Annotated in this window: 21 protein-coding genes and 2 tRNA genes; 14 read left to right on the top strand and 9 right to left on the bottom strand. The window is 72.4% G+C overall.

The annotated features are described in order from the left end of the window. Positions 1 to 25: 25 nt before the first annotated feature. Positions 26 to 99: transfer RNA gene (locus ACWGR4_RS27670), tRNA-Met, on the top strand. Positions 100 to 230: 131 nt separating this feature from the next. Here the strand turns inward: ACWGR4_RS27670 and ACWGR4_RS27665 are convergent. Beyond that, positions 231 to 446 carry a hypothetical protein gene (locus tag ACWGR4_RS27665; protein WP_379994747.1) on the bottom strand — a complete coding sequence of 72 codons (216 nt, stop codon included), beginning with the start codon at positions 444 to 446 and terminating at the stop codon, positions 231 to 233. Positions 447 to 812: 366 nt separating this feature from the next. On the opposite strand from ACWGR4_RS27665, the gene ACWGR4_RS27660 reads away from it, so the two are divergent. Together ACWGR4_RS27660 and ACWGR4_RS27655 are read left to right on the top strand one after the other, a co-directional pair. Beyond that, positions 813 to 889 (top strand) — tRNA-Met (locus ACWGR4_RS27660). A 144-nt stretch (positions 890 to 1,033) separates the two neighbouring features. Further along, positions 1,034 to 2,974 carry an SEL1-like repeat protein gene (locus tag ACWGR4_RS27655; RefSeq protein ID WP_452132154.1) on the top strand — a complete coding sequence of 647 codons (1,941 nt, stop codon included), beginning with the start codon at positions 1,034 to 1,036 and terminating at the stop codon, positions 2,972 to 2,974. A 191-nt stretch (positions 2,975 to 3,165) separates the two neighbouring features. Here ACWGR4_RS27655 and ACWGR4_RS27650 read toward each other — a convergent pair whose 3' ends face one another. Continuing rightward, positions 3,166 to 3,615 carry a Fur family transcriptional regulator gene (locus ACWGR4_RS27650; protein WP_452132153.1) on the bottom strand — a complete coding sequence of 150 codons (450 nt, stop codon included), beginning with the start codon at positions 3,613 to 3,615 and terminating at the stop codon, positions 3,166 to 3,168. Between the two features lie 119 nt (positions 3,616 to 3,734). Between ACWGR4_RS27650 and ACWGR4_RS27645 the strand changes: the two genes are divergently transcribed. Next, complete coding sequence (locus ACWGR4_RS27645) at positions 3,735 to 5,192, top strand: catalase (protein ID WP_452132152.1); 1,458 nt, start codon at positions 3,735 to 3,737, stop codon at positions 5,190 to 5,192. 120 nt (positions 5,193 to 5,312) lie between these two features. On the opposite strand, the gene ACWGR4_RS27640 is transcribed toward ACWGR4_RS27645, so the two are convergent. Both ACWGR4_RS27640 and hisN read right to left on the bottom strand, forming a co-directional pair. Beyond that, a complete protein-coding gene (locus ACWGR4_RS27640) occupies positions 5,313 to 5,714 on the bottom strand; it encodes a CBS domain-containing protein (protein WP_379994755.1) in 402 nt (133 codons plus the stop codon). Between the two features lie 160 nt (positions 5,715 to 5,874). Then, positions 5,875 to 6,672: a histidinol-phosphatase gene (gene hisN, locus ACWGR4_RS27635; RefSeq protein ID WP_380042682.1), complete on the bottom strand. Its 798-nt coding sequence runs from the start codon at positions 6,670 to 6,672 to the stop codon at positions 5,875 to 5,877. Positions 6,673 to 6,930: 258 nt separating this feature from the next. On the opposite strand from hisN, the gene ACWGR4_RS27630 reads away from it, so the two are divergent. The 3 genes from ACWGR4_RS27630 to ACWGR4_RS27620 all read left to right on the top strand — a co-directional run bounded on the left by ACWGR4_RS27630 (position 6,931) and on the right by ACWGR4_RS27620 (position 8,751). Then, positions 6,931 to 7,353, top strand: coding sequence for a hypothetical protein (locus ACWGR4_RS27630; RefSeq protein ID WP_379994759.1), 423 nt, complete (start codon positions 6,931 to 6,933; stop codon positions 7,351 to 7,353). 89 nt (positions 7,354 to 7,442) lie between these two features. Next, complete coding sequence (locus tag ACWGR4_RS27625; protein ID WP_379994761.1) at positions 7,443 to 8,132, top strand: HAD family hydrolase; 690 nt, start codon at positions 7,443 to 7,445, stop codon at positions 8,130 to 8,132. Between the two features lie 73 nt (positions 8,133 to 8,205). Beyond that, positions 8,206 to 8,751, top strand: coding sequence for a DUF2087 domain-containing protein (locus ACWGR4_RS27620; protein WP_379994763.1), 546 nt, complete (start codon positions 8,206 to 8,208; stop codon positions 8,749 to 8,751). A 66-nt stretch (positions 8,752 to 8,817) separates the two neighbouring features. On the opposite strand, the gene ACWGR4_RS27615 is transcribed toward ACWGR4_RS27620, so the two are convergent. After that, positions 8,818 to 9,594 (bottom strand): DUF4097 family beta strand repeat-containing protein, encoded by a 777-nt coding sequence (locus tag ACWGR4_RS27615; protein WP_379994765.1) that lies wholly within the window; start codon positions 9,592 to 9,594, stop codon positions 8,818 to 8,820. A 269-nt stretch (positions 9,595 to 9,863) separates the two neighbouring features. On the opposite strand from ACWGR4_RS27615, the gene ACWGR4_RS27610 reads away from it, so the two are divergent. Next, positions 9,864 to 10,379 carry a DUF2231 domain-containing protein gene (locus tag ACWGR4_RS27610; protein WP_452132151.1) on the top strand — a complete coding sequence of 172 codons (516 nt, stop codon included), beginning with the start codon at positions 9,864 to 9,866 and terminating at the stop codon, positions 10,377 to 10,379. A 40-nt stretch (positions 10,380 to 10,419) separates the two neighbouring features. On the opposite strand, the gene rsgA is transcribed toward ACWGR4_RS27610, so the two are convergent. Both rsgA and aroA read right to left on the bottom strand, forming a co-directional pair. Continuing rightward, positions 10,420 to 11,475, bottom strand: coding sequence for a ribosome small subunit-dependent GTPase A (gene rsgA, locus ACWGR4_RS27605; RefSeq protein ID WP_452132150.1), 1,056 nt, complete (start codon positions 11,473 to 11,475; stop codon positions 10,420 to 10,422). A 13-nt stretch (positions 11,476 to 11,488) separates the two neighbouring features. After that, positions 11,489 to 12,766, bottom strand: coding sequence for a 3-phosphoshikimate 1-carboxyvinyltransferase (gene aroA / locus ACWGR4_RS27600; RefSeq protein ID WP_379997232.1), 1,278 nt, complete (start codon positions 12,764 to 12,766; stop codon positions 11,489 to 11,491). 69 nt (positions 12,767 to 12,835) lie between these two features. Between aroA and ACWGR4_RS27595 the strand changes: the two genes are divergently transcribed. The 6 genes from ACWGR4_RS27595 (at position 12,836) to ACWGR4_RS27570 (ending at position 18,319) form a co-directional block, all read left to right on the top strand. After that, on the top strand, positions 12,836 to 13,606 hold the full coding sequence (locus tag ACWGR4_RS27595) for an SOS response-associated peptidase (protein WP_452132149.1): 771 nt from the start codon (positions 12,836 to 12,838) through the stop codon (positions 13,604 to 13,606). Between the two features lie 25 nt (positions 13,607 to 13,631). Then, positions 13,632 to 14,288: an alpha/beta hydrolase family protein gene (locus ACWGR4_RS27590; RefSeq protein WP_452132148.1), complete on the top strand. Its 657-nt coding sequence runs from the start codon at positions 13,632 to 13,634 to the stop codon at positions 14,286 to 14,288. A gap of 58 nt (positions 14,289 to 14,346) precedes the next feature. Continuing rightward, entirely contained in the window at positions 14,347 to 15,072 is a 726-nt protein-coding gene (locus tag ACWGR4_RS27585) for a sigma-70 family RNA polymerase sigma factor (RefSeq protein ID WP_235618548.1), read from the top strand. Then, on the top strand, positions 15,069 to 15,386 hold the full coding sequence (rsrA, locus tag ACWGR4_RS27580; RefSeq protein WP_379994774.1) for a mycothiol system anti-sigma-R factor: 318 nt from the start codon (positions 15,069 to 15,071) through the stop codon (positions 15,384 to 15,386). The genes ACWGR4_RS27585 and rsrA overlap by 4 nt, the downstream gene beginning before the upstream one ends. Positions 15,387 to 15,566: 180 nt before the next feature. Beyond that, entirely contained in the window at positions 15,567 to 16,970 is a 1,404-nt protein-coding gene (locus tag ACWGR4_RS27575; RefSeq protein ID WP_452132147.1) for an HD-GYP domain-containing protein, read from the top strand. Further along, entirely contained in the window at positions 16,967 to 18,319 is a 1,353-nt protein-coding gene (locus ACWGR4_RS27570) for an HD-GYP domain-containing protein (protein ID WP_452132146.1), read from the top strand. Before ACWGR4_RS27575 ends, ACWGR4_RS27570 begins: the two co-directional genes overlap by 4 nt. 414 nt (positions 18,320 to 18,733) lie before the next feature. Here the strand turns inward: ACWGR4_RS27570 and bsaP are convergent, their stop codons facing one another. Together bsaP and ACWGR4_RS27560 are read right to left on the bottom strand one after the other, a co-directional pair. Further along, positions 18,734 to 18,928, bottom strand: coding sequence for a biotin synthase auxiliary protein BsaP (gene bsaP, locus ACWGR4_RS27565; protein ID WP_379994780.1), 195 nt, complete (start codon positions 18,926 to 18,928; stop codon positions 18,734 to 18,736). 67 nt (positions 18,929 to 18,995) lie between these two features. Continuing rightward, positions 18,996 to 19,559: a GNAT family N-acetyltransferase gene (locus tag ACWGR4_RS27560; RefSeq protein ID WP_452132145.1), complete on the bottom strand. Its 564-nt coding sequence runs from the start codon at positions 19,557 to 19,559 to the stop codon at positions 18,996 to 18,998. Positions 19,560 to 19,561 lie beyond the last annotated feature (2 nt).

Genomic DNA, 19,561 nt, shown 5'->3' with positions numbered 1-19,561 from the left:
CACGTAAGCTCGGGACACAACGCATCGCGGGGTGGAGCAGTTCGGTAGCTCGCTGGGCTCATAACCCAGAGGTCGCAGGTTCAAATCCTGTCCCCGCTACTCGGTGAAACGCGAGAGGCCCGGTTCTCAGGAACCGGGCCTCTCGCGTTGTGCGCTTTTGCTTGCTGGTTTGTGCTTGGTGCCCCGGCTCGGGGAGCCGGGGGTGGCGCACGGGCTGAGGGCGTGGCGGTCTAGAGCGCGATCTGGCGGCGGCGCTTGGCGCGCAGCGGTGCCATCAGGGTGACGCGCGCCAGACGGTGTGTGCCGCGCTGTTCGGCACGCGGGACCAGGCTCTGGATTATGGCGGCCGATTCGGCGCTGTTCGCCGTCTCCTGGACGGAGGCACGGCCGATGAGGGCGAGGTGCCGTTCGAGGCGCTCGCCCATGCCGCTTCGGCCTGCGTCCATCGGCGGAACCGGGACTCGGCGCGGCATGCTCGGATGGTCCATTCCTGATATGACCACGACGCAGACCGTACCCCATCGGAGGCGCCCCGTGACGGCTTCCCGCCCCGTGCCGAGACCGGATCGTGTCCGGCGATGGCCGACAATCCGGTTGTGGCGCAATCGAACTCCCGGGCAACCAGGGGTAATTGGGACCAAAGGGGAAGCGGTCCGGGGTCGAGGCGGGGTGCGTCGGGTTCACTCCATGGTCTGAATTCGGCCGCGACACCCACGAGTGACGCGTGCCACGCGGGGCGGCGGGCGGTTCGGGGTCGGCCGGGAAGGGATTTGCCTGCCCGGTCGGGGCTGCCGTAAGGTTGTGTTCACCGACGCGGGGTGGAGCAGCTCGGTAGCTCGCTGGGCTCATAACCCAGAGGTCGCAGGTTCAAATCCTGTCCCCGCTACCACATCGAAGGGCCCGGCCATTGCGGCCGGGCCCTTCGTGCATGCCCTCGGACACCGGGTGTTCGCCGAGGATTCGTCGCCGGGTGGGGCCGGCTGTTGCCGAATCGCGACTGCATGGATGTGGCCCGAGATGCCACGATGGACACATGGGGGCGTGGAAGGGACATCGCGGACGGCGGGGGGAGCACCCACCGCCGGAGCCCGACGTCTTCGAAACCGTGCCCGAGGGCCCCGACACGGTGGTCCTGGACCGGGGGCGGGCAGCGGCCGCGACGTCTCCGGCGCATCCCGACGAATACGCGGTCCTGGTGCCGTTCCGGCCGCGCCGGCGTGGTCCCGGGGGCAGCGTCGAGGGCCACGAGGCGCTGGATCGGCACGAATCGGCCGAACTCGAACGGCGTTATCGCGAGCGGGCCGCGCGCAGCCCCTCCGCCGCCAACAGCCTCGCCCTGATGTTGCTCGAACGCGACGAGGCGGAAGGGGCGGACGAGGCGGCCGAGTTGCTGCGTCGGGCCGCCGAGGCGGGGCATCGCGGCGCGGCGACCAACCTCGGCGTGCTGATGCACCGTCAGGGGCGGGACGACGCCGCGTCGTTGTGGTGGCACCGGGCGGCCGAGGCGGGCAGTCGGATCGCCGCCTACTCGCTCGGCGCGCTGCTGCTGGACCAGGCCGACGCGGCGCGGGCGAGCGCGGGTGTGGGCGCCGACGTGGGCGCGTATCACGACCTGTCCGGGCAGGGCGTCTACTGGCTGCGCAACGCGGCCGAGTCGGGGCATGTGCGGGCCGCGCTCACGCTGGGCGAGTTCTTCGAGTTGACCGGGCGCCCCGGGGCGGAGCGGTGGTATCGGCGCGCGGCCGAGGCGGGGCATCCGGAGGCGGCCTACCGGCTCGGGCGGATGGGGCAGGAGCGGGACGACGAACGTGCGGCGTCCACGTGGTTCCTGCGCGCGGCTTCGTGCGGGCACGTGCGGGCGGCGGTACGGCTCGCGACCTCGCTGGAGCGGGCGGGGGACACCGCCGAGGCGATCGGGTGGTATCGGCTGGCAGCCGAGGAGGGCGACGCCGAGGGGGCCCGGGCGCTCGGGTTCCTGCTGCAGGACGCGGGGGACGTCGAGGGCGCGGTGCGGTGGTGGCAGGTCGCGGCGGACGCCGGCGACGGCACGGCGGCCAATGCGCTGGGTGCGTGGTTCGCGTCCCGGGGGAGTTCGAGCGAGGCCGCGCGGTGGTACGAGCGGGCGGCGGCGGCGGGCGAGTGCAACGGGGCCTTCAATCTGGGGCTGTTGCACGCGGAGCACGAGGACGCGTCGGGCGCCGAGCGGTGGTTCCGGATGGCGGCCTACGCGGGGCACGGGGACGCGGCCAACGCGCTGGCCGGGATGTTGCTCGAGCGCGGGGACGACGAGGAGGCGCGGATATGGTTCGCGCGGGCCGCCGAGGCGGGCAGCGTGGACGGTTCGTACAACCTGGGCATCCTGCACGCGCGCGGTGGTCTCGACGACGCCGCCGAGGTGTGCTGGAGCCGTGCCGCGGCCGCCGGGCACCCGGATGCTGCTTTGCAGATGGGGCTGTTGCTGGAGCGGCGGGGGGATGCCGAGGGGGCGGCGCGCGCGTACGAGACGGCGGCGCGGGCGGAGCGGCCCACGGCGGCGTTCCGGCTCGGGGCGATGCTGGCGGACGCGGGGGCGGTGGAGCAGGCGGAGCGCTGGTACACGGTGGCGGCGGACGCGGGGCATGTGACCGCGGCGCTGCGGTGTGGGGTGCTGTGTGCGCGGCGGGGTGAGGACAAGGCGGCAGCGCGGCGGTTCCGGGTCGCGGCCGAGGCGGGCAGTGTGTCGGGGGCGTGGAACCTGGCGCTGCTGCACCTGCAGCACGGGGATTCCGACGGCGCGGAGCCGTGGTTGACGGTGGCCGCGCGGGGTGGGCACGGGCGGGCGGCGTTGCGGCTGGTGGTGCTGGCGTTGCGGCGCGGGGATCTGGCCGATGCGGAGCACTGGTGTGGGCCGGCGGTGGCGCATGGTCCTGCGGAGGTCGCGGCGAAGGCGCAGCGGCTGCTGGACGCGTTGCGGGCGGAGTCGCTGGCGAGCTGACGCGGGTCCTCAAGCGCCGGACGGGCTGGTGTGGGCGCCCGAGTGGGCAGGTCGCTGTTTCGTGTGTTCTCAGGTGCCGGACGGGCTGGTGTGGGGTGCCTGAGTGGGCAGGTGGCTGTTTCGGGTGTCCTCAAGCGCCGGACGGGCTGATGTGGGGCGCCTGAGTGGGCAAGCGGGCGTTTCGGGTGTCCTCAGGCGTCGGACGGGCTGGGTGCTCGAGTGCTGGGGCGGCTGGTGCAGGTTGGGCATAGGCCGCGGAAGGTGATTTCGGTCTTGGTGATGGTGAAGCCGAGGCTTTCGGCTTCCGTGAGGGTGGGGGCTGGGGTGATCGGTGGGTTTATGTCTCGGATGGTGCCGCATTCGGTGCAGATCAGGTGGTGGTGTGGGCGGTGGGCGTTGGGGTCGTAGCGCTTGGCTCGGGCGTTGGTGCCGACCTCGCGGATCTCGCCCAGGGTTACCAGGTCGTTGAGGGTGTTGTAGACGGTTGCCCTGCTGATCTCGGGGAGTTGCCGGGACGCGCGCGTGTGCACCTCGTCGGCGGTCAGGTGGACGTGGTCGCCGGTGAGGACCTCGGCCACCACCCGACGCTGTGCGGTCAGGCGCCAACCCCGCTCGCGTAGTCGTTCCTGGAGGTTGCTCATGGTGGAATGGTATAGGTCTTTGGTTGGATCTGGTCTAAATATTGTTCTGGACAAAGTCTAAAACTGGCTCTAGGTTGGGGACCCGGACGACAGCAGCAACACCAGGGGAGTCACGAACCATGTCGCAGCAGCCGCAGGCCCTCACCACAGAATCCGGCGCTCCGGTGGCCGACAACCAGAACAGCCAGACCGCGGGTCCCGGCGGGCCGCTGCTGATCCAGGACCAGTACCTGCTGGAGAAGTTGGCCCGGTTCAACCGCGAGCGCATCCCGGAGCGGGTGGTGCACGCACGCGGGTCCGGCGCGTACGGCCGGTTCGAGGTGACGGCGGACGTGTCCCGGTTCACCAAGGCGCACTTTCTGGCCGAACCCGGCCGCCGTACCGAGGTGTTCGCCCGCTTCTCCACCGTGGCCGGCAACCTCGGCGCCGCCGACGCGGTGCGCGATCCGCGCGGGTTCGCGGTGAAGTTCTATACCGAGGAGGGCAATTACGACCTCGTCGGCAACAACACGCCGATCTTCTTCATCAAGGACCCGCTGAAGTTCCCGGACTTCATCCACACGCAGAAGCGCGACCCGTACACCGGCAGCCAGGAGGCGGACAACGTCTGGGACTTCTGGTCGCACTCGCCGGAGGCCATCCATCAGGTCACCTGGCTGTTCGGGGATCGCGGCATCCCCGCGTCCTACCGGCACATGGACGGCTTCGGCTCGCACACCTACCAGTGGGTCAACGCCGAGGGCGAGGCGTTCTGGGTCAAGTACCACTTCAAGACCGACCAGGGCATCCGGAACCTGACCGCCGAGGCCGCCGCCGAACTGGCCGGGGCCGACCCCGACTCGCACCAGCGGGACCTGGTGAACGCGATCGACGCCGGGGTGAGCCCGTCGTGGACGCTGAAGGTGCAGATCATGCCGGTGGCCGAGGCCGCGACCTACCGGTTCAACCCGTTCGACCTGACCAAGGTGTGGTCGCACGCCGACCATCCGCTGATCGAGGTCGGCCGACTGACCCTCGACCGCAACCCCGACAACGTGTTCGCCGAGGTCGAGCAGGCCGCGTTCAACCCGGCCAACTTCGTGCCCGGGATCGGGCCGAGCCCGGACAAGATGCTTCAGGGACGGCTGTTCGCCTACGCCGACGCGCACCGCTACCGCCTCGGCGTCAACCACACGCAGCTCCCGGTCAACGCGCCGCACGCCGCGACCGCCCGCAACCACGGGCGGGACGGGTACATGGCGACCAACCCGGGCGGTCGGGCCAAGAACTACGAGCCGAACAGCTTCGGCGGCCCGTACGAGAGCGGCGCGCCGCTGTGGGCGTCGACCGAGGTGTCCGGCCCCACCGGCACCCACCCGGCCCCGCTGCACGCGCAGGACGACGACTACGTACAGGCCGGAGACCTGTACCGGCTGATGACGGCGGACGAGCAGGCCCGCCTGGTGGCCAACCTCGCCGGGTTCCTGGCCAAGGTCTCCCGGGACGACATCGTCGACCGGGTGGTGGGCCACTTCCGGGCCGCCGACCGGGATTACGGGGACCGGATCGCGGCGGCCGTGAAGGAGTTGCGCGCCTGACGGCGATCCACCCCCGATGAGCGCGCCGCCCGGTACCCGGACCACGAGTCGGTACCGGGCGGCGTTTCGCATGCCCGGACCGGGGGCGGGACGCGGGCGCGCAACGGGCGCCCGCCGGGGTCAACCCACCAATTCCTCGGTGCGCTGTGCCTCGTGGATCTGGCAGCGGACGATGTCACGGACCGAGATGATCCCCAGCACGTCGCCGTCGTCGAGCACGATCAGATGCCGGAAACCGCCGCGGGTCATCGCCGCCGCCGCGTCGGCCAGCGACCACGAGGGGGTCGCGAAGACGACATTCGAGGTGAGGTGGTCACCGGCGAACTCGGTGTCGGGATTTTGGCCGGCGCCGATCGACATCAGGATGTCGCGCTCGGTCAGGATGCCCAGGCCGGACGTCTCGGGGTCGATCACCACCGCCGCGCCGATCTGGCGGGCGGACATCAGGCGCGCGGCGGCGCGCAGGGTGTGGGCCGGGCCGATGGTCAAAACGATCGTGCTCATGCCGTCGCGGACGAACATGTGACACCACCTCCGTCGGGGCGTGGGGGCAGGGCGGGTGAGTGCTCGAGAAAGAATTCACAAGTTCACAAGCCTTGTTTTCACATGGTCACATGCCCGGGAAGGTCAACGGAAGGTATAGCGGGCAAGTCACTCGAAGGGAGTAGCGCGATCCGCGTGCTCAGAATCCCTCGTGCGGATCGCCCAACCGGGCCAGCAGCTCGTCGTGCAGCAGGCCGTTGGACGCGGCGGCGGTGCCGCCCGCCGGGCCGGGGGAGCCGTCGAGCGAGGTGAACCGGCCGCCCGCCTCCTCGACGATCGCCGCCAGTGGCGCGAGGTCCCACAGGTTGACCTCGGGCTCCGCGCACATGTCCACCGCGCCCTCGGCGACCAGCATGTACGACCAGAAGTCGCCGTAGGCGCGGGTCCGCCAGCAGGCCCGGGTCAGGTCCAGGAAGTCGTCCATGCGACCGCGGTCCTCCCAGCCGCCCATGCTGGAGTACGCGAACGACGCGTCCTCGATCGCCGCCACCTGCGACACCCGGCAGCGGGACGCCTGGGACAGGCTGCGCCCGGTCCACGCGCCCGCGCCCTTGGCGGCCCACCAGCGCCGACCCAGGGCCGGTGCGGAGACCACGCCCATGACCGACTCGTCGCCGTCCATCAGCGCGATCAGGGTGGCCCACACCGGGACGCCCCGGACGAAGTTCTTGGTGCCGTCGATCGGGTCGATCACCCAGCGCCTGGGACCGTGTCCGGACGAGCCGAACTCCTCGCCGAGCACCGCGTCGCGCGGGCGCCCGCGGCCGAGTTGGTGCCGGATGATCTCCTCGGCGGCCTTGTCCGCGTCGCTCACCGGAGTCATGTCCGGCTTCGTCTCGACCCGCAGGTCGAGCGCCTTGAAGCGGTCCATGGTGGTCGCGTCGGCGGCGTCCGCGAGGACGTGGGCGAAGCGCAGGTCGTCGTCATAGCCGGGCATGACACGAACAGTACCGGCGACCGTCGGCGGGTCCGCGCGCCCCGCGCCCACGGACACACTTACGCGCCGTCGCCGTGGCCTCGTACGCTCGTTATGCAGAAAGGAAGCGCGAACGGCGACAGTCGACAACCGTTCATCGGTCGGGCGCGTGTTACGGGTACGAGTCGACGGCGGAGGGGGTGCGGGACCGCGATGGCACTGTTCGGGGTCGGGCGCAGGGCAACACACGGCAGGGAGCCCGTACCGGGACCGGGGCTGGTGCAACCGCGTCGAAGTCTGGACGGGTGGACGCTGGAGGGCACCGCGCTCGCCGAGCGTTTCGACCGCGAGGAACTGCGCGAGTTGGCCACGCTGTTGCACGGCGTCGGCGCCGAGATGCGCACCGCCTGGACCTACGAGCGCGCGGCCGACCTGCTGGAGCGGGCCGGCGAGCGCCCGCAGGCGCTGGCGGTGGTGGAGGTATGGTTCGCGCTGCCCGAGGAGGTGCGCCGGGCCAGTCCGGCCGCGACCCGCTCGCTCGGTCGACGCCGCCAGCGGCTGCGCAGCCGGCTCGGCACCCCGGCCGCGCCCGCGGCGGCCATCCCCACCCAGACCAGGACCGGGCCCGCGATACCGGCCAAGCCGGGTACCCCGCCGCCGGTGCCGAGCAAGTCCGCGACCGGGCAGGCCACTCGCAAGTGACCCGGCGCGCCCGGCACCGCACGGCGCGCCGGGTGTCCGGGATGCGGTGCGGACGGCCCCGGCGGCCGGCTACGGGCTAGATTTCCGGCATGACCGATCTTGTGCGTTCCCGTCCGCCGGCTTTCGTCTTCGACCTCGACGGGACCCTCGTCGACAGCGTCTACCACCACGTCATGTCGTGGCAGGAAGCGCTCGGCGAGGCCGGCATCGACCTGGCCATGTGGCGGATCCACCGCAAGATCGGGATGAGCGGCGGCCTGTTCGTCCGGGGCATCCAGCGCGAGACGGGGATCGACCTGTCGCCCGAACAGGTCGAGGCGCTGACCGACGCGCACGGGCGCCACTACGCCGCCCGGGTGCCGTTCGTGGAGCCGCTGCCCGGTGCCCCCGAACTGCTGCGCCACCTCACCGAGGTGGGCATCCCGTGGACCATCGCCACCAGCGGCCGGCGGGCCGGGGCCGAGCCGATGCTGGCCAAGCTCGGCGCGCCTGCGGACCTGCCGATGGTCACCCGCGACGAGGTCGCGCGGGCCAAGCCCGACCCCGACCTGTTCCTGGCCGGCGCCGCCAAGCTCGGCGTCGACCCCGCCCAGTGCGTGGTGGTCGGTGACAGCATCTGGGACCTGCTCGCCGCCCGCCGCGCCGGCTCGCTCGGCGTGGGCCTGCTCTCCGGCGGCTACGGCGCCGACGAGCTGGAGCGCGCGCATGCCTTCCGGGTCTACGACGAGCCCGGCGACATGCTGGCGCACATCGACGAGCTGGGCGTACGCGGCGACTGAGCCGCACACGCATCCGGGTGATCCTGTTCGGTCAACCCGTCCCGGCCGGGGCGCCACGTCCTACCCTGGGGACATGGGTCCGGCCGACGAACCTGCGGAACTGCTCCGTCTCCTCGCCGACGACGCCCGATTGAAGGTGTTCGCCGCACTGGTCCTGGAGGCTCGTCTCAGCTCCGACATCGCCGATCGGGCCGGCCTGCCGCTGCGGGACACGATCAAGGTGCTGACCCGGTTCGAGTCGGTGGGTCTGGCCGCGCGGGCCGGCGACGGGTGGCACGCGTGTCCCGAGGCGCTGGCCCAGGCGGCGGCGGGGATCGGCGAGGAGCCCGACGACGCGTTCGCCGACCGGGGCCCCGCCGAGGCGGCCGTGTTGCGGACCTACCTCGCGCGCGGCCGGGTCCGGCAGTTGCCCGTACAGCGGGCCAAGCGCCTGGTCGTGCTCGACCACATCGCCGGCAGCTTCGAACCCGGCGTGCGCTACGAGGAGGCGGAGATCGTGGAGACCCTGCGCCGCTTCATGGACGACCACGCCGCGCTGCGCAGACACCTCGTGGACGAGGGCTTTCTGGGCCGCGAGGGCGGGGTGTACTGGCGCACGGGCGGATCGTTCGTGGTCTGATCCGCCGCCGGCGAGGACCGGGGCGGGTCGCGGATGTCCCCGCGTCGGACATCCGCGGCCCCCGGCTCAGCGCGCCGCAGCGCGGTCGACGGTGATGCCGCCGTTGTCGGTGCGGATGTCGATCGAGCGGGTCGCCCGGGGATCGTCGCCGAGTTCGTTGTCGATGCCGCCGTTGCCGGACTTGGCGCTCACCCGGTACGTGTTCTCGTCGCCGGGCACGGTGACGTGCACGCCGCCGTTGTCGGTCTTCACCTTCACCTTTGTCGGCGCGGTGTCCATACGCAGCCGCATTCCGCCGTTGTCGGAGGTGGCGGTGATCGTGTCGGCGCGCACCCGCGACGTGGTGATGCCGCCGTTGTCGGTGGTCAACGTCAGGTTCCCGGTGCTTTCGGTGACGTCGATGTGCCCGTTGTCGGTGCCGAACTTCATGTTCTGCCGCAGTCCGATGGCGTTGATGGCGCCGTTGTCCGAGGACACCTCCAGCGGGATGTCGAGCGGAATCCGGATCCGGTAGGACCCGTCACAGTCCACGTTCATGAAGCCCGAGCAGTTCAGCCGCAGCTTGAGCCGGTTGCCGACCAGGCTCCAGGTCGGGTCCGCGCCGCGGATGCTGTGCGTGACCTTGCGGTCCACGCTGATCGTGCCCGGCGCGCCCGGTTCGATGGTGACCCCGCCGTCGTCCGTGTCGATGATCAGGTCACCGGCGGTCAGCGTGAAGGTGCGGTGGTCGCGAACGTCGTGGCTGGAGAGCAGCGTGAGCCCGGTCCACGCGGCCATCAGGATCCCTCCGATGGCGAACAGCCCACCGAAGAAGATCAAAGACGTCCGAAGCGGCCTTTTCATGACACTCTCCCCGACAGGTGATCCGAAGCTGCCCAAACTGTATGAGCGAGCGTCCCGGGGCCGGCATCCGGCGGTCACCCGAACCCGGGGTAGGGCTGTCCCCCCTGTGCGGTCGGTGACCGGCCCGGCGGGGCGGGTGTTCGACGGGGGCTGAACCCGGGCAGTCTGGGAGCCGTTGATCTGTGCGAGGGTCGATACCTTCCCCCCCGAGTGCCCCCACCCGCCCCGCGATTTCCCCGCGATCCCCGACCGTTCAGGAGAACCGCTTCATGTTCGACACCGTCTCCGGCCTGCCCGTTCACGTCCTGGTCGTGCACTTGGCGGTGGTCATCGTGCCGGCGGCGGCGATCGCGAGCGTGCTCGTGGCGGCCAAGCGGCCCTGGTTGCTGCGCTTCGGCTCGTGGGTGGTCGGGCTGGACGCGGTCGCTGCGCTGACCTGCTTCGTGGCCAAGGAGAGCGGCGAGAAGCTGCTCGCCCGGCTCGACCGGCTCTCCGACGGCCAACGCGCCGCCGCCGTGCAGACGCACGTGGACCGGGGCTCGGACATGCTCTGGTACACCCTCGGCCTGCTCGGCGTCACGCTGGTGCTGCTCCTGGTCGCCCGGCACCGGGCCGCCGCCACCTTCCGGCCGCGGACGATACCGCCCATCGTGGTGCCGATCGTGGCCGTGCTGACCCTCGCCGCCGCGGTGCTCGCGGTGGTGCAGGTGGTGCGGGTGGGCGAGTCGGGCTCCAAGGCGGTGTGGCACGACACGGTGAAGAACAGCAGCGGTCCGCTGCGCTGACCGCGCGGGCCCGGCCCGGTGCGCCCCCGGCCGGCGGGTGTCAGTCGCCCTCGTCGCGCTCGCGGGTGCGCAGCAGCCGGCGCAGCGAGTAGAGCCGGGCCGGGTCCGCGTGACCGGCCTCGACCCATGCGTCGAGCCCGCAGTCGGGCTCGTCGTGCGAACAGGCGCGCGGGCAGCCCTCGGTGCCCGCCGCGAGGTCGGGGAAGGCGTTGATCACCCGCCCGAGGTCGACGTGGTTGAGGCCGAACGAGCGCACGCCGGGGGTGTCGACCACCCAGCCCCGGTCGGCGCCCGGAGCGCTCGTGTCGCCCGCGAACGGGGGCAGCCGCAGGCTCAACGCCGAGGTGGTGGTGTGCCGCCCGCGCCCGGTCACCTCGTTGACGTGACCGGTGGCGCGCCGGTGATCCGGCACCAACTCGTTGACCAGGGTGGTCTTTCCGACGCCGCTGTGCCCGACGAAGACGGTGACCTTGCCGACCAGCCGGGCCCGGATCGGGTCCAGGTCCCACGCGGACTCGCTCTTGGTGACCACGTGCTCCACGCCGAGGGCGCCGTACATCTCCAACAGCGGGTCGGGGGAGGCGAGATCGGCCTTGGTCAGCACCAGCAGCGGTTCCAGGCCCGCGTCGTAGGCGGCGACCAGGCAGCGGTCGATCAGGCGCGGGCGCGGCTCGGGGTCGGCCAGCGCGGTGACGATCGCGAGCTGGTCGGCGTTGGCCACGATGATCCGCTCGTACGGGTCGTCGTCGTCGGCGGTGCGGCGCAGCGTGCTGCGGCGCTCCTCGACCCGGACGATCCGGGCCAGCGAGCCCTCCCCGCCGCTGAGGTCGCCGACGATGGCGACCCGGTCGCCGACCACGACGCCCTTGCGGCCCAGTTCGCGGGCCTTCATCGCGGTGATCGAGCGGTCGGGCGCGTCCTCGTCCTCCAGGAGGCAGGTGTAGCGGCCCCGGTCGACGGTCAGCACCCGGCCCTCGCGGGCGTCCTCGTGCTTGGGCCGGGTCCGGGTGCGCGGGCGTGAGCCGTGCTTGCCCGGACGGATCCGGATGTCGTCCTCGTCGAGGTCCCTGCGTCGGTTGGAGCCGAGTCCCGCCATCGTCCCCGGCCTCTCAGCCGCGGCGCGCGCTCAGCATGCGCGTCCACATGCCGGTGAAGTCGGGCAGGGTCTTCGCGGTGGTGGCCACGTTCTCCACCTCCACCCCCGGGACGAGCAGGCCGAGCACCGCCGCGGCGGTGGCCAGCCGATGGTCGTCGTAGGTGTGGAACACCCCGCCGTGCAGCGCGCGCGGCCGGATCTCCAGGCCGTCGTCGATCTCGTTCACGTCGCCGCCGAGGTCGTTGATCTCCTTGACCAGCGCGGCCAGCCGGTCGGTCTCGTGCAGCCGCAGGTGGGCCACGCCGGTCAGCCGGCTGGGGCCGTCGGCCAGCGCCGCCACCGCCGCGATCACCGGGGTCAACTCGCCGACGTCGTGCAGGTCGGCCTCGATGCCGTGCACCGCGCCGCCGCCGGTCAGGGTCAGCCCCGCCGGGGTGCGCCGGCACGAGCCGCCCATCGCGGTGAAGATCGAGCGCAGCCGGTCGCCGGGCTGCGTGGTGTGCTCGGGCCAGTCGCGCACGGTCACCGAACCGCCGGTGACCAGCGCGGCGGCCAGGAACGGGCCGGCGTTGGACAGGTCCGGCTCGACCACCATGTCGCGGCCGAGCAGCGCGCCCGGGGCGACCCGCCACACGTTCGGCTCGCCGTCGTCGACGCGCGCGCCGGCCGCGCGCAGCATGTCCACGGTCATCGCGATGTGCGTCATCGAGGGCACCGAGGTGCCGGTGTGCCGGACCTCGACGCCGAGGTTGAAGCGCGGCCCGGACAGCAGCAGCGCGCTGACGAACTGGGACGAGGAGGACGCGTCGATGTGCACCACGCCGCCCTCGACCCCGCCGCCGCCCAGCACCGTCATCGGCAGCCGGGCCTCGCCCTCGTCGTCGATCCGGGTGCCCAGGTCGCGCAGCGCGTTGATCACCCCGTCGAGCGGGCGCTCGTAGGAGCGCGGGTCGCCGTCGAAGCGCACCGGCCCCGCGGCGAGCGCGGCCACCGGCGGCAGGAAGCGCATCACCGTGCCGGCGTTGCCGCAGTCCACCACGGCCGGGCCGGCCAGCCGCCCGGGCAGTACGTACCAGTCGTCGCCGCGGTCCTCGATCACCACGCCGAGCGCGCGCAGTCCGGCCGCCATCAGCAGCGTGTCCCGGCTGCGCAGCGGACGGCGCACATACCCCGGCCCACCGGCCAGCGCGGCCAGCACGAGGGCGCGGTTGGTCACCGACTTGGACCCGGGCACCTCGACGGTGGCGGTCACGGGAGCGGAGGCAACAGGGGCGGACCACAGCGCAGACATCACGAACCAAGCCTAGTGCGTTGCCGCCCCGCCCCCGATTTCGTTTCGGTACGTGGCACTCTGGACGCCATGTGTGGCCGTTATGCGTCCAGCAAGAGCCCCGACGACCTCGTCGAGATGTTCGAGGTCGATCGTTTCGATCCCGCGGACGAGCTTCCGCCGGACTGGAACATCGCCCCGACCAAGCAGGTGTACGCGGTCCTGGAGCGCCCGGTGGAGTCCGGCGGCGCGCCCACCCGGCAGCTGCGGTCGGTCAAGTGGGGCCTGGTGCCGTCCTGGGCCAAGGATCCCGGCATGGGCGCCAAGATGATCAACGCCCGCTCCGAGACGGTGCACGAGAAGCCGGCGTATCGGAAGGCGTTCGCCGCGCGGCGGTGCCTGCTGCCGGCCGACGGCTACTTCGAGTGGCACACGCCGGAGACCGCGCCCGACGGCCCCAAGGGCGGCTCGCGCAAGCAGCCGTACTGGATCCACGCGGCCGACGGCACCGAGGTCGCCTTCGCCGGGTTGTACGAGTGGTGGCGCGACCGCGGGCGGGCCGAGGACGACCCGCTCGCGTGGTTGTGGACGTGCACGATCCTGACCCTGGACGCCGAGCCCGAGCTGGCCCGGATCCACCCGCGGATGCCGCTGGTGCTGACCCGGGACAAGTGGGACGGGTGGCTGGACCCGGCCTGGACCGAGCCGGAGGAGATACGCGGGCTGCTCGTGCCGCCGCCCGCCGGGTTCATGACGGCGCATCCGGTCTCCACGGACGTGAACAACGTGCGCAACAACGCGCCCCACCTGCTCGACGCGATTTCCCCGGACGAGGTCACCGTTGACGCGACGCTCTTTTGAACCGGCCGGCCCCGCGGCGGTTGCCGTGCCCGAGGTGTTCGAGGTGGCCACGCCGCCCGGCACCGCGCGGGTGACGCTGCGCCGGGCGACCGTCGCGGCGCGTGCCTGGTTCGTGGCGAGCCACGGCGCGGGCGGCGGGATCGAGGCGCGCGACCTGGCGGCGCTCGCCGCCGCGCTGCCCGCGCGCGGGGTGCACGTGGCCCTGGTCGAGCAGCCGTGGCGGGTCGCCGGACGCCGGCTCGCGCCGGCGCCCAAGACGTTGGACGCGGGCTGGCTTCCGGTGCTGGAGGAGATCGCCCGGCGCAACACGGCCGAGGCGCTGCCCGTGTTCGGGTCCGGTCGCAGTGCCGGCGCCCGGGTGGCCTGCCGCACCGCGGCAAAGACCGGGGTGGCCGGCGTCGTGGCGCTCGCCTTCCCGCTGCATCCGCCCGGTCGACCGGAGCGTTCGCGCTTGGCTGAACTGCTCGGGGCGGGCGTGCCCACCCTGGTGGTGCAGGGCGAACGGGACACGTTCGGTGCGCCGAGCGAGTTTCCGAAGGACGGTCCGACCGTGCTCCCGGTGCCCTTCGCGGACCACGGATTCGCCGTACCGAAGCGCGCCGAGATCACTCAGGAAGCGGCGTTGGCGCTGATCACGGCCGGTGTGGGCGATTGGTTGACGGTGCCGAGCACCCGGGAATGATCCGCTGCGGCGACGTGTTCCCACCACTGTCAAGCGTCGACGAGTGGAGGTCGCTCCCATGCTCAAGGCCGCCGGTTCGGTTGTCCGAAACGAGGCACCGTTTCTCGCCTGGCCCGAGTGGGGTGCGGGCACCGATCAGCCTCGGGCGATATCGTCGACTCCTGGCCTGAAGGAGGTGGGTCTCGTAACGGAGACCTTGGAGCAGCAAGACGCGCGGTTCGAGCGGGACGCCCTGCCGTTCCTCGATCAGTTGTACTCGGCGGCGCTGCGGATGACCCGCAACCCGGCCGATGCCGAGGACCTGGTCCAGGAGACGTTCGCGAAGGCGTACGCGTCGTTCCACCAGTTCAAAGAGGGCACCAACCTCAAGGCCTGGCTGTATCGCATCCTGACCAACACCTTCATCAATTCCTATCGCAAGAAGCAGCGGCAGCCGCTGGAATCGCATGCGGAGGAAATCGAGGACTGGCAGCTGCACCGCGCCGAGTCGCACATGTCCACCGGACTGCGCTCGGCCGAGGCGCAGGCACTCGATCACCTGCCCGACTCCGACGTGAAGACGGCCCTCCAGGCCATTCCGGAGGAGTTCCGGATCGCGGTGTACCTCGCCGACGTCGAGGGTTTCGCGTACAAGGAGATCGCGGACATCATGGGTACTCCCATCGGGACCGTGATGTCGCGCCTGCACCGCGGGCGTCGCCAGCTTCGCGATCTGCTGGCCGACTACGCCCGCGAGCGCGGCCTCGTCCCCGCAGGCACCGACCGGAAAGGCTCGGACTCATGAGCTGCGGTGACCACCACGAGGTGGACTGCTCCGAGATCCTCGGGCACCTGTACGAGTACATCGACAACGAGTTGGCCGACGCGGACTGCACCAGCATCCGCACCCACCTCGACGAGTGCTCGCCGTGTCTGGACAAGTACGGCCTCGAGCAGCAGGTGAAGGAGCTGGTGCACCGCTGTTGCGGCCGCGACGAGGTTCCCTCGGAGCTGCGCAACAAGGTGTTGGAGCGGATCAAGCTGGTGCGCGTCGAAGTGGACGCCCAGCGGGTCTCGGTCGAGGAGTCCTCGATCGAGATGGAGCGACCGGGTCGTTGACCCGAGGGCGCTCCGGAGGCACCGGATCGCCGGCTCGAACAGGCTGTCGAGGCGCGCGGATCCACTGACTCCATCGGGCTAAAAATGGGGCGCATGGTCGGGACAAACCGGGCATGCGCCCCTCCGTCGTTCCCGGGGCGGCCTATTCTCGGTGGTCCGAGCGACCAGTCGAGGAGTCGCATGCGCACGCTGGCGCCGAGCGCCCGGATCCACGTCGGGATCGTGGTGGGCGGGTCCGTGTCCGCGCTCGTCCTGCTTCCGTGGACCGGCGCCGAACCCGATCGACTGGGCGCGCTGGCGGTGCTGTTCGTCGTCTTCGGAGCCGTCGCCCGCGCCCGCCTCGGCGGTCTGTGCGGCGCCCCCGACGGGGTGCTCTTCCCGCTGGTGTGCGCGGGGGTGCTGCTGCTGCCCGCCGGGCCCGCCGCGGCCGTCGTGGTGCCCGGCGTACTGATCGCGCGGTCGCGCACCGCGACCATGGTCACCCGGGTTGCCCACGCCGCCCACCTGGTGCTCGCCGTCGCGGTGGCCGCCGGGGTGTACGAACTCCTGGACGGATCACGGTATCCGTCCGCCGGCGAGCTGCCCGAGGCCCTGGTGCCGCCGGCCGCGGCGGGGGTGGCGCTCTACCTGGTGAGCGGACTGTTCGACACCGTCGCGGTCGGTGTGGCCGAGGGCGCCGTGCGACCGCAGGTGCTGCGCGAGGTGTTCGTGCGTTCGGCCGGCTGGCGGCTGGGCTCGGTGCCGATAGCGCTGATGATGGCGGTGTTGTGGCAGCAGCGACTGGGCGTGTTCGCCGCCGTGTTGGTGCTGCTCCCGCTGTATGTGGCCTTCTGGGCCTACATGCAGTTGGCCTGCGAGCGGGCCGCGCACGAGGCGACGGTGCGCACCCTGGTGCGGGCGGTGGAGATCAAGGACGGCTACACCCGCGGCCACAGCGAACGGGTGGCCCGTGCCTCGGTGTTGATCGGCCGTCGGCTCGGCATGCGCGAGGACCGGGTGCTCTGCCTGCGCTACGCGGGGATCCTGCACGATGTCGGCAAACTGGGGGTGTCCACCCGGGTGTTGACCAAGCCGGGGCGGCTGGACCCCGACGAGGTGCGCGAGATGCAGCGGCACCCGGTGACCGGTGCCGCGATGGTGGCCGACCTGACCTTCCTCGGCGAGGCGCGCGCGGGCATCCTGCACCACCACGAACGTATGGACGGACGCGGTTACCCGGCGGGTCTGACCGGCGCCGAGATCCCCGAGTTCGCCCGGGTGATCGCGGTCGCGGACGCGTTCGACTCGATGACCTCGACCCGGTCGTATCGGCCCGCGCGCGGCGCCGAGGCGGCGATGGCCGAGCTGCGCCGATGCAGCGGGACCCAGTTCGACCCGCGGATGGTCGAGGCGTTGGCCGAGGCGCTGGACCGACACGGCTGGCCGGAGGGGGAGGTGCGGGACCGGGTGCCCGCGCCGCGCGGGAAACCGCGTGCGGAGAGCCGGCCGGAGATCCCCTCGGCGGACAGTTCCTCGGAGGCATGCCGGGACGGGGCCCCGGACACCCATTCGGTGGCGCGCGAGCGGGTCGGTGGCGGATCGTGATCGCGGTGACCCGGGTCCGGCGTGCGCCGGGCGGTCCGGCCGCGCGGCTGCGGGCGCATACCGGCACGCTCGTGCTCGGGCTGGGCGCGCTCGCGGCGGTGGCCGCGGTGGCCGGCACCGCGGCCCGGGGCGTGGTGCAGCCCTGGTACGCGCTGGTGTTCGGCGTGGTGATCGCGGTCGGCGAGGCGGCCCGGGTGACGCTGCCCGGCAGCCGGGAGAGCGCTCCACTGGGCGCGGCCGGCGCGCTGGCCTACGCCCTGCTGCCGGACGTGCACGGCACGGTGTCCCGGCACGGCGTGCTCCAGGTGGTTGCGGTGGTCGGCGTCGCGCTGCTCGCGGGCACGCTGCCGCACGTGGCGCGCGGGCGGGCGCCGGATCCCGCGTACGTGGCCCGGCGCCTGCTCGCGGCGGCGTTCGCCGCGACGCTGTTCCGGCCGCTGTACGCGGCGGGCGGGCTCGATCCGGTGATGGCGCGCGGCTGGGCGTACGGCACGTTCCTGGTCGTGGTGGTGCTGCTGACCGCGCTGTGCGACGCGGTGGTGGTGGCCATGGTCCGGGTCGGCGGTCCGTTTTGTCCCGCACTGCCGGCCGAACTGCGGGCGCTCGGCGCGGGCCCGGGCACCCGCGAGCGGATCGGGGCGGACGGCGGGGACGGCGGCCGGGTGTCGGGCGGGCCGGCCGGGATCGGCACCGCCGTGGGCGCCACCGGGATGCTGATCGCGCTGTCCACCGGCGCGCTGGGGCTGTGGGCGGTGCCGGTGTTCTGTGTGCCGTCGCTGCTGGTGCTGCTGTCCTTCCGGCGCTGCGCCGCGATCGGGCAGGTGCACCGGCAGACCGTCGACGCGCTGTCCCGGCTGCCCGAGGCAGCGGGGTGCGGCTCGCCCGGACACGCGGCCCGGGTGGGCGAGTTGGCCCACGCGGTCGGGGTGGACCTGGGGTTGGGCGAGGTGGAACTGCGCGAACTGGCCTACGCGGCGCGGATGCACGACATCGGGCAGTTGGCGCTGGCCGACCCGGTGCCCGGCGGGACCACGCTCGACCTGCCCGTGGCCGAACAGCGTCGGATCGCCCGGCTGGGCGCGGAGGTGATCCGGGAGAGCGGCGTCCTGGACCGGGTGGCGACCATCGTGGCCGCGCAGGCCGATCCGTACCGCGACGAGAGCGCCGCGCCGCCGCCGCTGGCCAGTCGGATCATCAAGGTGGCCAACGCCTACGACGACCTGCTCGCGTCCGCCGACGACCTCGGCACGCGGCGCGAGGTGTTCGCCCGACTGCGCGCGGACGCCGCCGGGGCCTACGACCCGCGGGTGGTCGAGGCACTGGCGCAGGTACTCGAACGGGCCGGCTGAGCGCGGGGGCCTGCGGCCGAGTGCCGGGGCCTTTGGCCGAGTGCGCAAGCGGAGCCGCGATGGCCCCGTCCGGAGCGAGACGAGCCCTGGCCGAACCGCGATGTGCGTCGGTCGGATCGAGGTGCACCCGCCGGATCGGGCCGGACACCGGTCGGACCGAGTGGCTGCCGTTCGGACCGCGACGGGCGCGGCGGATCGAGGCGCGCACTGCCGGACGGGCCGGACACGTGTCGGACCGAGACGAGTCCCGGCCGGGCCGCGATGGGCGTCGGGCAACGGACCGAGGCGCACCCGCCGGACCGAGGTGGGCACCGGTGGGACCGGGGCGAGTCCCGGTTGGGCTGCGGTGGGTGCCGCGTGCGACGTGCGCACCGTGGGATCGGGGCGGACGTCCGTCGGGTCGTGATGGGTTGGTCAGATCGCGGTGAGTACTCCGTGTTCGACGCACTTGGCGGTCCAACCGCGCGGGGTCACCTGTACGGTCATCCGCCGCCGGCACTGTCCGCAGTAGCGCGGCGGCTCGAGTTCGCGGCGCCGCACACAGTCGTCGTGCGCGGCGCCGGCAAGCTGCTCGCCGCAGTGGTCGCAGAAGGCTGCAATGGTGGTCACGGCCGTAGATTACGGCCCGGGCCGCAGCGGCCCGACCGGACACCCCGGCCGTGACGGCCGGCCGCGGTCAGCCCTGCGGGGTCTCGCGCAGGTCCTTGAGGTAGCAGATCAGCTCCACCTCGGGCACCGGCCACCAGTCCCGCTCGGGCGCGCGATGGAAGCCCATGCGGCCGTAGAGCCGGTGCGCGGCGCGCATGTCCCACACGGTGGAGATCGCCACGGCGGTGAAGTGGTACTTGCGGGCGCGTTCCAGGCACGCCTCGACGAGCGCCTCGCCGATGCCGCGCCCGCGCGCGGCCGGGGTGACCGCGAGCATCCGGAACTCGCCCTCGCCCTCGCGGGAGACCTCCGCGTAGGGGCTGCCGGGCAGGACGAACGCGACGGTGCCCAGGATCTCGCCGGTGTGCTCGTCCACGGCCACGAGCAGTTCGGAGTTCTCCGCGCGGTGCGCGGCCTTGCGCAGGTCGTTGACGTAGTCCTGGTCGGAGGCGGCCAGGCCCGCGTAGCCGGCGATGGTCACCTCGCCGACCGCCTCGTACTCCTCCGGACGGGCCTGGCGGATGCGGACGCCGGTCGGCGCGGGGTGATGGTCGTGGGGTCGGGCCGCGGCGGCGGAGCCAGGGGGATTCATAG

This window comes from Embleya sp. NPDC055664 (assembly GCF_053618075.1).
The sequence above is the reverse complement of the archived record's forward strand: the minus strand, read 5'-3'. Positions and strand labels throughout refer to the sequence as shown.